Source organism: uncultured Brachyspira sp. (assembly GCF_944393015.1).
In the GTDB taxonomy this organism is placed as follows: domain Bacteria; phylum Spirochaetota; class Brachyspiria; order Brachyspirales; family Brachyspiraceae; genus Brachyspira.
Window position 1 is genome coordinate 1 of record NZ_CALXYQ010000025.1, and the last position, 13,978, is coordinate 13,978.

The following is a 13,978-nucleotide window of genomic DNA, read 5'->3' on the forward strand; positions in this document are numbered from 1 at the left end:
ATTGTAATAATATAAGGTTGTAGCACTTGCGTTTTTTGCAACTTTTTTGTGCGGCAAAAAAGTTGATAATATATCTACAAAAATATTAAAATTGACAAAGTTAAAAATTTTTGTATATACTAAAATAATTCATTTATAAACTTTTCAAAAATCATACTTGTAATTAAAAAATTAAATAATCTTATCAAGTATAATATTATAAATACAAAAAATATTATCTGCCTACTATTTCTAAATGTTCCTTTGGATATCTTTCTCCTTGTATAGTTATTTTTGATATTGCTTCATTTATTTTATTTAATTCTTCATTAGTAAACTCTACATTAACAGAGTATATATTTTCTTTTAATCTTTCTATTTTTCTTGTTCCCGGTATTGGTACTATAAATGGTTTTTGATACAATACCCAAGCTAATGCTATTTGAGATTTTGATACATTTTTTGTCTTTGCAATATCTTCTAAAATATCAATCAATACTTGATTTTGCTTTAAATTTTCTTTTTGGAATCTTGGTACATAACTTCTAAAATCATTTTTTGAAAACTCTGAATCAGCATTGAATCTTCCTGTCAAAAATCCTTTGCCTAATGGAGAGAATGGAACAAAACCTATATTTAATTCTTCTAATAATGGTATAATTTCTTTTTCAGGTTCTCTCCAAATCATAGAGTATTCGCTTTGTATGGCAGTTAATTTGCATATTTTATCAGCTTTTTTTATAGTGTTTGCTCCAGGTTCTGAAATTCCCCAATGTTTAATTTTTCCTTCTTTTATTAATTCTTTCATTGTTTCTGCCACTTCTTCAATAGGGGTATTAGCATCAACTCTATGAAGATAGTATAAATCAATATAATCGGTTCTTAATCTTTTTAATGAACCTTCTACCGATGTTCTTATAGTTTCTTTTTTGGCATCTAATACAGGTTTACCGTTTACTGTTTTTATGCCGCATTTTGTAGCTATTACAACTTTATCTCTGTATTTCTCTAATGCCTCGCCAACAATTTCCTCATTTTTATATGGGCCATAAGCTTCTGCGGTGTCAAAGAAATTAATGCCTAATTCTACAGCTTCATGTATAAGAGATATTAATTCTGTTTTATCATAATTTTCATCATATACTACACCATATCCCATACATCCTAAGCCTATTGCGGATACTTCTAAATCTCCTAGCTTTCTTTTTTTCATGTTTATATTCTCCTAAAGTTTTATTAATCAATTTCTTTAAATTAAATAATAATAATAAAAATAATATTTAATACCAATCATGTTTTTCATTGCGGTTCAATTCTGATATTCTTTTCATATCATCATCGCTCAATTCAAAATCATATATTTCTGTATTTTCTATTATATGTTCTCTGTTGCTTGATCCCGGTATTACAATTACACCTCTTTGTAAATTCCATCTTAATATGATTTGAGCAACTGATTTATTATATTTTGCTGCTATATCTTTTAATACTTTATCATTTAAAAGTTCTTTCTGATGTCCTCTTCCTCCCAATGGATACCAGCCTTGAACAGCTATTCCCAAACTTTGAATATATTCTATTACTTCAGTATCTTGATAATAGGGATGTATTTCATTTTGTACTAAAGCAGGCATTATATTTATCTTTGGAAGAAATTCTTTTAATTCTTTTATATACCAATTAGAAAGTCCAACAGAACGGATCTTTCCTTCTTTTATAGCTTTTTCTATAGCCTTATATGCCTCAACATCATTATTTCCCGGGTGATGAAGAAGCATCATATCAATATATTCTACATTTAATTTTTTTAATGCATCATTTATAGCTTTTTCTGCATTATTGTATTGATTAGGATATAATTTTGTAATGATAAAAATATCTTTTCTGTTTATTTTAGAATCTCTTACAGCCTTTCCAACTTGTTCCTCATTATTGTATATGTATGCTGTGTCTATCAATCTTACGCCATTTTGTAAAGCATAAAGAATAGAATTATAGCAAACATCATTTAATAGACTATAAGTACCGATTCCATTTAAAGGTATTTCATATCCGCTGTTTAGTTTAACAGTTTTGGTATTGAAATTAAAATTGCCTTTCATATTATTTGCCTCTGCTTTATTATTAAAAATTAGTACTGTCATAAAAATAAATAAAAAACTTATAAAAATATTTTTCATAATTTTCCTTTTATAAAATTTAACCCTATCATATATTATTAAAACAATTTTGTAATTTTCAAAGATGAAATAATACTAAAAAATTTATATTCTCCAATTTTAGTTTTTTCAATTTTATTGTTTGTGGTGGCTTTGCCCCACCGCTCTGCGTACTTCGTAACACCCCAAGTTCTTTTGCGACCGTAGGGAGTGCCTGCGACCATAGGAAGTCCTTTAGGGTGGTATTGGCACAAAGAACCTTATATCCTCGACAGGCTCGGATACGCTTCGCGAAAGACTGCATTCTTAGGATATATCATATATTTAATAGATATGTTTTAAATATAAAGTTCTAGTAATTACGTTTTCGCGTAGCGTGCCTGCGGCAGCTACTTTTTTGTGCGGCAAAAAAGTAGATAAATTTAGATAAGGTCCATCAGGTAACAAACTTAAAAATTTTCAGTATATACTAAAAAATTATAAATTATTATATTTTATAATTACATAAATATTTTACCGTTTCAATATCAGTATGCGATAAGAATAAACTTTGTTTAGTATCAAGTTTAGAAATTTCTTTCATATCATTATCATCTAATTCAAAATCAAATACATTGAAATTCTCTATTATTCTTTCTTTGTGTACGCTCTTTGGTATAACAACAACATTCCTTTTTATAAGCCAATTTAATATAACTTGTGCCACTGTTTTATTATGCTTCTTTGCTATAGACTGCAATACTTCATTAGTAAACATATTATTTCTGCCTTCAGCAAATGGGCCCCAAGATTCTATTTGAATATTGTAATCTTTCATAAGTTTATTATCTTCTTCTCTTTGAAAGAATGGATGAGTTTCAATCTGATTTACCATAGGAGCTATTTTATTATGCATAACAAAATCTAATAATCTGTCAGGATAAAAATTGCATACACCTATAGCTTTGATTTTTCCTTCATTATATAAGTCTTCCATAGCTCTCCAAGATCCGTAATAATCACCGAAAGGCTGATGTATTAAATATAGATCCAAATAATCTAAACCTAATTTATTCATAGAATTTTCAAAAGCCTTTTTAGCATTATCATATCCGCTGTCGCTTATCCATAATTTAGTAGTGATAAATAATTCTTTTCTGTCAATTCCGCTTTCTTTTATAGCATCTCCTACAGCTTTTTCATTATTATAAGCAGAAGCAGTGTCTATCAATCTGTATCCTGCTTCTATGGCATTTAGTACAGATTTTTTACATTCTTCATAATCAGGTATTTGAAAAACTCCAAAGCCTAATATGGGCATTTCAAGTCCATTATTTAATTTTACTTTTTTCATGTGATAACTCCTATTGTTGCTATTAATAATTTATTATTACTAATAAAAATTTTTGGCAAAAGGCTCTTTTAAGTGAACTTAAAAGACGCCCAAAATTTTTATATTATCAATAAACTTACTTATCACTAATTTTCCAAGTTTATTATCAATTATTTTCAAATTATAGCATTAGAGTCCACTCCAATGTCAATAGTAATTTTTATAATTTTTTAATTATTAATACTAAAAGTTATTTCAACACTTCCTCTGCCAAGAGTATCTTTAAGTCCAGATGTATTTTCTATATATCCTATTTTTGTATAGCTATATGATGTAGAAAAACTTTCATAAAAAAGAACTAAACAATTACTGCCGTAAAGCATAAAGTCGCCTGTTTTTATGCTTCCTACTCTTGATGATTGTGTTGTAAGGTTTTTACTCAAATTATGATATTTTTCATTAGCATTTAAATCATTCATAGTTATTGTTAATGGCATCATAGCTAAAAAATCTTTTGCTGTTTGATTATCATATAATATCAATTTATAGTCTTTATTATTTATTTTTAAATTGATTGAAGTATTTAAAGTATTCATAGTAGTTGTATTATCTCCATAAACTGAATTACATGCTGTCATTATAAAAAGAAAAAAAGTTAATAATATTTTCATTTTTTTATCCTTAATTATATTAATTATTTTTAGATAGTCTTTTTTCACATTCTCTCATTTTTGTATCATAGTTCTGTATTTTAAAATCTAATTTTTCTAATGTTTCTTTAAGTTCATTTATTCTATTTACTATTGTTTCTCTTTGATCTATTAGTAATTGTTTTCTTGCCTCTAAAGTGGCGTCTCCTTTATTGTAGAGTTTTATATATTCTATCAATGATTCTATACCCATTCCAGCACTTCTCATATATTTAGCAAACTCTATCCATACTAAATCATGATCAGTATAATTTCTTATTCCGCTTTCGCTTCTTTCTACTTCAGGTATTATGCCTATCCTTTCATAATATCTCAATGTATCAGTAGATAATTCCGTCTTTTTGCTGACTTCTGCTATTGTCATTATGTATTTACCTCCTTTTTATATGATTATAGCATTGGAGTGCACTCCAATGTCAATATTATTTTATATTATTTAGTTTAATTTATTATATAATTATATCAAATACTTATATATTATGATTATATATGCTTAAAAAGTATGATACATTAAATTTTATTATTTGTACTATTGATTTATTAACAAGTATATTATAGTTGACTTTATAATATAATTTTGTATAATGAAAAATAGTGAAATTATGATTTTTATTTTAGGAAGTTTATGACAGGTTTAAGTTTTAGAGTATTGGATTGGGATTTTTTTGCCCCAAATATGGATAAGAATTTTATATTAGAAAATATAAATAATGATATAAAAATTACTTATGGTGATTCTAATCCGGATTTAGAATTTATACCTAGAGCACAAAAAAGAAGATTAAGTCAAATAACTAAATTTTCTTTTGAATCCGTTAAAAATATTCTAAAAGATAATGAACAAATACCAATTTTTTTTGTATCTAAATATGGTGAAATAAAACAGCAGTATAATATGTCTAAAAAGATAGTTACAGAACATGAAGTTTCTCCTGCACTTTTTAGTTTTTCTGTTTTTAATACAGCAGTGGCGCAGCTTACTATATTTTATCAAAATCATGAAAGAGCTATTGCTATTACATGCTACAATAATTTTATAGATACAGCACTTATTCAGGCTATGGCTTTTTTAAAAACTTCTGAAAGTGATAAAGCTCTTATATTAATAGCTGATGAAAAGTTGCCTGAAAGTTATGAAGAAATATCAAAAGACGGTAATTATTCATTTGCATTTTCTTGTCTTATTTCTAAAAAAGACCCAAATATTGATATAGATGTTATTGACAGTGATCTTGATAAAGATGAAAATTCTATTATAGATTTTATAAAATTTATATCAACAGATACTGCCGATTTAGAATTAGGGAAAATTAAATTAATAAAAAAATAATATATTTTATTGATAGATTTATGTAAAATTATAATAAGGAGAATTGTATATGAGTATTGAAGATCAAATAAAGCAAATTGTAATAGAGTCAGCAAATTTAGAAGGCGTATCTATAGAGGATATAGACACAGATGCTCCTTTATTTGGAGATGAATTAGGACTTGATTCTATAGATGCATTAGAAATAGGTGTGGCAATAAGGAAAAAATTTAATATAACTTTTTCCGATGTAGAAGAAAACAATAAACAGTATTTTTATTCTGTTGCAACATTAGCAAAATATATAAGAGAAAATTCAGATAATAAATAAAAAATATTATGAGAAAATTAAGCAATACAAATTTTTATTCGTTAAAAGATTCAGAAGATATTTTTCTTATTCATAAAGAGAATAAGAATTTTATAAAATATAAAGAGTTTGTTTCTGATATAGTAAGAAGTTTGGAATATATTTCTAAATATAAAGAAGATACTATTACTGTATTTATTGGAGATGCATATAGATTTATTGCTATTATTACTGCAGGTTTCATTCTTAAAAAAAGAGTGAATGTATTAAATAATAATAGCCCTAAATATGTTGAAAGCATAATAGATAATACTATGGTTTATATATCCGACACAGAAAATTCGGCTTTGAATTTAGATGAAGTGTTTGAAAGCAAATGCAATGATAAATGGTTTGATGTACTTAAAGAAACAATAATAGATGAAAATGTATATGTGAATTTTTATACTTCAGGATCAACAGGATATCCTAAACTTATAGAAAAAACTCTAAAACAGTTTGAAGCTGAGGCTACTAAAATAGTTAATCAATTTACTGAAAATATTAAAGATTCTTTATTTTTGTATACAGTTCCACATTATCATAGTTACGGTTTTGTTTTTGCTGTGCTAGTTCCTTTTATGCTTGAGACTAAATGTATAAATAATAGAATAAATTATCTAGAAACTGTTAATAATTTTGCAGATTATGAAAAAATTACTATAGTTACTACACCTGCATTTTTAAAGAGAATAGATAAATCTTCTTTAAAAATAAAATCTAAATGGTATTTATTTTCTTCTACTGGAATGCTTGAGGAGAAAGTTAATGACCTTTGTAAAGAGATATTTGGTACTGATGTTACAGAAATTTACGGAAGTACTGAAGCTGGTGCTATGGCTTATAGAAGAAGAAGCGAAAATCAATTATGGACTAGATTAAGTGTTGTAAAACTTAAAGTTGATGAAAATGGAAGTATAGAATGCTGTTCAGGTTATACGGGTGAGAATGTTTGGATACATGTCGGCGATGTTGTTAACATGAAGAATGGAGATGAGTTTGAACTTTTAGGCAGAGAAGATTCTATAGTAAAAATTGAAGGTAAAAGAATAAGCGTACAGCAGATAGACAGACAAATATTGATGGATAAGCATTTTAAAGATAGTTATACAATATATTGTAAATCTGATAAAAGAGAATATATTGCTTCTTTTATAGTAATGAATAATAAAGATAGAAATTCTGAAGATATGAAAAAATATGTTATTGATTATTTAAAAGGCTATTTTGAAACAGTTGTATTGCCTAAAAAAATATATTTTGTTGATTCTATACCTAGAAGCGAAATCGGTAAAATAGATAGAAAAGCACTTGACGCCATAATGGAAGGAAATTAAATTGTCTAGTATAGATTATACTATAGAAGAACATACTCCTGATATGTTTAAGGCTAAAATATTTATAAGTAGTAGTTTATTTTATTTTGACGGGCATTTTGAAAAATTTAAACTTCTTCCTGCTATAGCTCAGATAAAAATTATTACTGATATATCTAAAGATATTTTTCATAAAGAGTTAGTAGTAAATAAATTATTAAAATTAAAATTTACTGATATGATTCTTCCAAATACAAATATTTTTATAGAATGTCATTTATCTGACAATATTATTTCATTTAAGATATATGATGATAATAAAAAATATTCAGACGGTAAAGTATATTTTTCTTAAAGGTTTTTTGTTATGGCTCATTGGACGGAAGAAAAAGAAATAGGTAAGAGATGGAAAGCATTATTTTCCGTATTTGTATATAAAATTTTGGGAAGGACTTTTATAATTCTTTATCTTATTCCTATAAGTATAGTTTATTTCTTTTATTCAAAAACTAGAATGCAGGCTTCCAGAGAATATTTAAAAAAGATGTCTAAATATAATAAAAAAATTAAATCGAATTTTATTTGTTCTTATAGGCATTTGCTTTCATTTGTTGTTTCTATTTCAGAAAAATTTTCAGCTTGGAATGGAGATATACCTATTACAGATTTAGTTGTAAAAACTAAAGATAGTTATAATGAAGTTATTGATTTACTTAATAAGAAAAAAGGTATGATAATATTATTTTCTCATATAGGAAATATTGAGCTTTTAAAAGGATTAGCTGCTATTAATGAAGGGAATCCTATTAAAGATTATAAGATAAATATAATAATAGATCCTAAAGTAAATAAGAATGTTAATATAGTGCTTGAAGAGGGTAAAAATAATTCTTATATAGATTTTATAGATGCTTCTAATATAGGTCCTCATACAATAATAAGTATTGAAGATAAATTGAATAATGGTGAGATAGTAGCAATAGCAGGAGATAGAACTACGAATAAAACTGATAAAGTAAATTATATAAACTTTTTAGGCGAAGATGCACCTTTTCCATGCGGAGCTTTTTTGATACCTATTTTGCTCAGATATCCTGTTTATTATTTCTTTGCATTGAGAGAAGATGATAAAATACTTTCAAAGAAATATAACTTTTATATATATCCTTCAAAAATAAAATTAAATGATGAAGAATTAAAAAATAGAAAAAAGAAAAATGAAGTTATATTAGAATTAACTAAAGAATTTGCTTCCATTATAGAAGAAAAAGCTATAGAATATCCTTATCAATGGTATAATTTTCATGATTTTTGGTATAAAGGAGATTAATTTATGGCAGCCAAAAAATGTTATTTAGAAAATGATTATTATATAAAACCTTCTTTTTATGATTTGGATCCTATGGGAGTTGTTTGGCATGGTAATTATATTAAATTTATGGAGCAGGCTAGAGAGGCTATGCTTGAAATTATAGATTATAACTATGATATTATGACTGCTAAAGGCGTTATGTGGCCTATAGTAAAATTAGAAATTAAATATATAAACTCTATAAAATTAAATCAGAAGGTTAGAATACATACGGCAATTACAGAATATTTGAATGGTATGAGAGTAGAATATACTTTTTATGATGAAAATAATAAAATCATATCAAAATCAAGCACATTGCAAATGCCTATTGACAGTGAAACTAGAAAAGGTTTTTTGAATAGTCCTAAAGATTTTATAGAGAGAATAGAAAGAATTAATAATTAAGTATAAAGTTTTTTTACAATTTGTATTTTTATTGTATTTTATAATTTATAAAATAAAATTAGTATGATTTATTACTAATTTATTTGCACTTTAGCTGCAGGAGTATTTTGTATGTTTATTTATTAAGTATGCATAATGTATGAGGTGTGAAAAAGAACAATATAAAATTTTTAGTATATACTAAGAATTTTTAACTTTGTCAACTGACGCACTTTATATAGAATTATCAACTTTTTTGCCGCACAAAAAAGTTGCAAAAAACGCAACTGCTAGAACTTTATATTAAAAACATTCCTATTAAATATAGGATATACCATAAAAATGCAGCCTTTTTGCTTCTTTGTGGCAACAAAAGAAGTGGGGTGCGGGGCAAAGCCCTGCATATATTTAAAATTTTAAAAAATTATTTTTGACAAAATATAGTTGTTTGGGCATATACTATATAAATAATATTAGGAAATATAAAATGAGAAAAATTTTGATAATATTTATTGCAATGGCTTCTATTTTATTATGCCAAGTTAAAGATGAATATAAAAATGCAAAACTATTGAAAGGAAGCTATACTCAAATAGTAAGTCAGAAAGGAAGAAGTTTTGAATCTTCGGGTGATTTTATTGTAGTTAGCGGTTATGGTATATGCTGGTTTACTAAAAGTCCTAAAGAGTCTATAACTGTAATGGGTGAAAAAAATGTTATTCAGATAATGCCGGACGGAAAAAAGAAAGTTATGGCTGACTCCAATAATGCTATGTTTGCTCAAATAGCTAATATAATAAAATCAATTTTTACTTATGATGAAAAAACTATAAATGAATCATTTAATAAAAGTGTTAATGGAAATATTATAGTTTATACTCCAAAAACTAATGAGCTTAAAAAAATAATAGAGAAGATAGAAGTAAGTTTTGCTAATGCAGGATATATAGAAAAAATAAAAATGTATTCTTCTAATAACAGCACTACTGAATATATAATGAAAGTTTTATCTAAATCTAATAGAATAACCTCTGAGGAGACAAAATATTTTGAATAAAAGTATTTTAGATAATAGAAGAAAAATTTTTATATATATTTGGATAATTTTTCATTTATTTGCTGTTATATTATTTTTATCAAGATTTGGAAAAACGGCCAAAATAGATACTAATTTTTTGTCTATAACTCCTAAGTTTTTGGAAGATAAAGATTTTCAAAAGCCTTTGGAAGATTTCTTTTTTAAAAATTCAAGCAGCGTAAAAATATTTATAGAAAGTGAAGATTTTGATAATGCTAAAAGTAATGCATTAAAATTAGATGAACATATAAAAGAGTCTTATAGTAATGTGTCAGTTAATTTCCATTCTAGAAACTATGATGATATTTTAAATACCATGGTAAAATATAAATATCAGCTTCTTTCAAAAGAGATAAGAAATTATTTATTGAATGATGAGGCAGATATTGTTGCAGAAAATGCACTTGCTAATTTTTATTCTCCTTTTTTTATACCTATAGTTGATAATATTGAAGATGATCCTTTTTTTACTGTTAATTCAAAAATAAATGAGATTCTCACTTCAGAAAATAATTTTCAGTCTAGAGATTCAATACAATTTATAAATTATGATGATAAATATAATATTCTTGTTAATATTGATATGCCTAAAAATATTGATAACGAAAAGTTTTTTGATGATATTACAGAATATTTAAAAGTATTAGAAAATGAAGAAAATATAAAAACATATATTTCAGGTGTTCCGGTACATACTTATTATAGTCAGAAAAGTGCAAAGTTTGAAATTACTATTATATCTATAGTATCATTTATTGTTATTTGTTTGATATTCGTTTTTATATTCAAATCTTTGAAGCCTTATATAATTTCAATGTGTACTATAATGATATCAGGTTTATCGGCATTTTTATATTCATCTGTATTTTTTGATTCGATTCATATATTTACATTTGTATTTGGCACAAGTCTTATAGGTATATCAATAGATCATTCAATACATTTTATAACTGAATGGTACAATGAAGAAGATAAAAAAGAAGTATTGAAAAAAATATTTCCTAGTATGCTTTTAGGTTTTGTAACTACAATAGTGAGTTATTTATCATTATCTTTAACATCTCTTATATTATTAAAGCAAATAGCATTATTTTCTATATTCGGACTTTTAAGCTCATTTCTTACAGTAAACATAATATATCCTATATTATTTAAAAATGATAAAAGCGTGATAAAGAAATCGATACTTGATAAAAGCAAGAATATATTAAATGATTATGTTAAAATAATAAGCATAAAAAATGTATTGATTATATTTGTAGCGGTTATTATAATTTCTATAATATTTATTCCAAAAATAAAAGTGAATTTCTCTGCTAATCAGTTATATAATACACCGGATTTTTTGCTTAATAGTGAAAAAGAAGTTTATAACAGATTAAATACATCACTCGCAAAGAATATTATAATTTCAAGAGGAGATACTCTTTCAAAGGCATTATCAGCAGAGGAGAGCATAGCTAATAATTTAAGCAATAATAATTATACAGCTATATCAAAAATATTATATTCAGAGGAAAGACAGAAAGATAATGTTAAGCTTGTAAATGATAAATTAATGCCTATATTAAGAAAACAGACTGATGCTTTGAATTTAGATGAAGTTTCTTATCAGAGAATAAAATCAGAATTTGAAAATACTAAAAATGAAATTCTTGATATAAATAAAATACTTGAGAATACTAATTTCAATGATTTGAATAAAATTATAGTTACTAATAATAATAAATATTTTATTATAGCAACTAGCGATTATGATACAAACAATATAATAAAATCAGATAATAATGATGTTAAAATATTTAATATAAATGAAGAAATTAATGATGCTTTAGACGGCACTGCGAAAACGGCTATAAAAATGGCTGTAATTGCCTATGTTATAATATTTATAACTATGATGATATTTTTTGATAAAAATAAAGCAATAGCTATAATAATAGTACAGTTAATGTCTGTATTAATAAATTTATCAGTACATTCAATATTTGGTATTAATATAAATATATTTTCTATATTTGCTTTGATACTTTCAATAGGAATATCAATAGATTATTCAATATTTTTCTCAAATAGTGCTGCAGATAAAGAGATTACATTTTTAGCTGTATTTTTATCTATGATGACAACTGTATTATCATTCGGTACATTGGCATTCAGCAGTTTTATACCTGTAAAATCTTTCGGTTTATTTTTATTTATTGGAATTTTATCATCATTTATAATTTCTCCTGTATTGTTTAATTTTAATAAATTAATAAAAAAGAATAATGATTAAATAATTTGACATTTTTGTTATAGAATTATATACTCGATTCTGAGGTGTTTTATGAGCAACGTATTATTAGATTTTGGAATTATTAATTGTTTAGCTAGAAATAAGGAAGAATTGTATAATAAATATTTTTTAAATGGTGAGTATGGTTTAAAAGAGAATAATGATTATGTGAAAAAATTTTTCTTAGGCAAAATAGATAATGATTTTTTTAATTTTGAACTTGATAACCCTTATAATAATAAAATAAATAAAATGGCTTTGCATGCTGTTAATCAATTAAAGCCTATAATCGATGAAGCGAAAAAGAGATACGGAAAAAATAGAATATCCGTTATAGTGGGTACTTGCGAAAATGGAAGCGATGAAACTAAAGATTATATATTAAAAGGAAGCGTAATCGATGAGAAAAAAATATTGATTATGCAAAGTCTTAATATATGCTGTGATTTTTTACAGAAGTATTTTGATGTTTCAGGTATTTCATTTACTATATCTACAGCATGTACTTCGAGTGCTAATGCTATAATAGCAGCAGATGAACTTATAAGAAGCGGAGTAATAGATGCAGCTATAGTAGGCGGTGCCGATGTTGTAACTGATACTGTTGTTTACGGATTTGATTCTCTTGAAGTAGTTGATTATAATAAAACTAATTCTTTTTCAAAAAACAGAAAAGGTATTAATTTAGGAGAAGGTGCTGCATTTACAGTGCTTGCAAAAGATAATTTAATTGATTCAAAAAATGCATTATATCTTAAAGGCTATAATAGTAATTCAGATTCTCATCATATGACTAGTCCTGATATAGACGGTACTACTACAAGCAAATGTATCAATGATGCTTTAAAACATGCTGATATGAATATAAATGATATAGATTATATTAATCTTCATGGTACAGGAACTTCAATAAATGATAAAATGGAAAGCACAACATTAAATATAGTTAATGCTTCTGATATATACTGCAGTTCTAGTAAAACATCATTCGGGCATACTATAGGGGCAGCAGCAGCTATGGAGCTTGGAGTTTGCTATATTACACTTTCTGATATTAATAAAGAAAAAATACTTCCTCCGCATTTATATGACGGCGAGTATGATGATACATTAGCTAAAATAAATTTGGTTACTGGAAAAGTGCAGTCTGAAAGACTTGAAAATTGTATGAGCGTATCATTTGGTTTCGGCGGAAGCAATACTTGTTTGATAGTTGGAAAATAATTTCGGATCAATAATTTTATGGAAAATAAATATAAATTGAATATACCTCATAAAGGAAAAATGTTATTGATAGAAGGTATATCTGATATAAATTTTGATAATAAGGAAATACTTTCTTTTGCTAATATTAAGAAAGATAATATTTTTTATGATATTTCAGAACCTGAAGGTATAGAATCTTATATATTTACAGAATATGCAGCACAGACTGCGGCAGCTTATAACGGAGCTTTATCAAATAATGATGATAATAAAAGAATAGGTTTTATTTTAAATATAAAAAAAGTTAATTGCTATATAAATAAAATAAAATCTGATAATAGAGTTTATATATTTGTGAAAGAAACTTTTAATGATAAAAAAATAGCCTACTATGACGGAGAAGCTATTCTTTATAATGATGATATAAATACTTTAGATGAATATAAAAAAATAGTTAATGATGACAATAAAATCATGGACTGTTCTATAATGGTTATGGAAAGTTCTGCAGATATTTTTAATAATAATGATATAAACGGATAAA

General features: G+C 25.5%; 15 protein-coding genes. 10 read left to right on the top strand and 5 right to left on the bottom strand.

Annotated features, from left to right (window positions below; genetic code table 11):
- Window positions 1-214: 214 nt before the first annotated feature.
- The 5 genes from Q0K19_RS09285 to Q0K19_RS09305 form a co-directional block, all read right to left on the bottom strand.
- Window positions 215-1,192 carry an aldo/keto reductase gene (locus tag Q0K19_RS09285; protein WP_297247483.1) on the bottom strand — a complete coding sequence of 326 codons (978 nt, stop codon included), beginning with the start codon at window positions 1,190-1,192 and terminating at the stop codon, window positions 215-217.
- Window positions 1,193-1,259: 67 nt separating this feature from the next.
- The gene (locus Q0K19_RS09290; RefSeq protein ID WP_297247485.1) at window positions 1,260-2,159 is read right to left on the bottom strand and encodes an aldo/keto reductase; all 900 of its coding nucleotides are present in this window, start codon (window positions 2,157-2,159) and stop codon (window positions 1,260-1,262) included.
- Between the two features lie 466 nt (window positions 2,160-2,625).
- Entirely contained in the window at window positions 2,626-3,471 is an 846-nt protein-coding gene (locus tag Q0K19_RS09295; protein ID WP_297247487.1) for an aldo/keto reductase, read from the bottom strand.
- A gap of 209 nt (window positions 3,472-3,680) precedes the next feature.
- A complete protein-coding gene (locus Q0K19_RS09300; protein WP_297247489.1) occupies window positions 3,681-4,121 on the bottom strand; it encodes a cyclophilin-like fold protein in 441 nt (146 codons plus the stop codon).
- A gap of 19 nt (window positions 4,122-4,140) precedes the next feature.
- Complete coding sequence (locus Q0K19_RS09305) at window positions 4,141-4,524, bottom strand: MerR family transcriptional regulator (RefSeq protein WP_012669836.1); 384 nt, start codon at window positions 4,522-4,524, stop codon at window positions 4,141-4,143.
- A 261-nt stretch (window positions 4,525-4,785) separates the two neighbouring features.
- Between Q0K19_RS09305 and Q0K19_RS09310 the strand changes: the two genes are divergently transcribed.
- The 10 genes from Q0K19_RS09310 to Q0K19_RS09355 all read left to right on the top strand — a co-directional run bounded on the left by Q0K19_RS09310 (window position 4,786) and on the right by Q0K19_RS09355 (window position 13,977).
- Window positions 4,786-5,490, top strand: a complete 705-nt coding sequence (locus tag Q0K19_RS09310) for a beta-ketoacyl synthase chain length factor (RefSeq protein ID WP_297247494.1) — start codon at window positions 4,786-4,788, stop codon at window positions 5,488-5,490.
- 49 nt (window positions 5,491-5,539) lie between these two features.
- Window positions 5,540-5,800, top strand: a complete 261-nt coding sequence (locus Q0K19_RS09315) for a phosphopantetheine-binding protein (RefSeq protein ID WP_012669838.1) — start codon at window positions 5,540-5,542, stop codon at window positions 5,798-5,800.
- Between the two features lie 8 nt (window positions 5,801-5,808).
- On the top strand, window positions 5,809-7,155 hold the full coding sequence (locus Q0K19_RS09320; protein WP_297247497.1) for a class I adenylate-forming enzyme family protein: 1,347 nt from the start codon (window positions 5,809-5,811) through the stop codon (window positions 7,153-7,155).
- Between the two features lies 1 nt (window position 7,156).
- Window positions 7,157-7,489, top strand: coding sequence for a 3-hydroxyacyl-ACP dehydratase (locus Q0K19_RS09325; protein ID WP_297247499.1), 333 nt, complete (start codon window positions 7,157-7,159; stop codon window positions 7,487-7,489).
- A 12-nt stretch (window positions 7,490-7,501) separates the two neighbouring features.
- A complete protein-coding gene (locus Q0K19_RS09330; RefSeq protein WP_297247501.1) occupies window positions 7,502-8,464 on the top strand; it encodes a glycosyl transferase family 2 in 963 nt (320 codons plus the stop codon).
- A gap of 3 nt (window positions 8,465-8,467) precedes the next feature.
- Complete coding sequence (locus tag Q0K19_RS09335; RefSeq protein WP_014487734.1) at window positions 8,468-8,893, top strand: thioesterase family protein; 426 nt, start codon at window positions 8,468-8,470, stop codon at window positions 8,891-8,893.
- 466 nt (window positions 8,894-9,359) lie between these two features.
- Complete coding sequence (locus Q0K19_RS09340; RefSeq protein ID WP_297247503.1) at window positions 9,360-9,929, top strand: outer membrane lipoprotein carrier protein LolA; 570 nt, start codon at window positions 9,360-9,362, stop codon at window positions 9,927-9,929.
- Window positions 9,922-12,228, top strand: coding sequence for an MMPL family transporter (locus Q0K19_RS09345; protein WP_297247505.1), 2,307 nt, complete (start codon window positions 9,922-9,924; stop codon window positions 12,226-12,228). Before Q0K19_RS09340 ends, Q0K19_RS09345 begins: the two co-directional genes overlap by 8 nt.
- 51 nt (window positions 12,229-12,279) lie before the next feature.
- A complete protein-coding gene (locus Q0K19_RS09350; protein WP_297247507.1) occupies window positions 12,280-13,452 on the top strand; it encodes a beta-ketoacyl synthase N-terminal-like domain-containing protein in 1,173 nt (390 codons plus the stop codon).
- An 18-nt stretch (window positions 13,453-13,470) separates the two neighbouring features.
- Entirely contained in the window at window positions 13,471-13,977 is a 507-nt protein-coding gene (locus tag Q0K19_RS09355) for a 3-hydroxyacyl-ACP dehydratase (RefSeq protein ID WP_297247509.1), read from the top strand.
- The last annotated feature ends 1 nt before the right edge of the window (window position 13,978 follow it).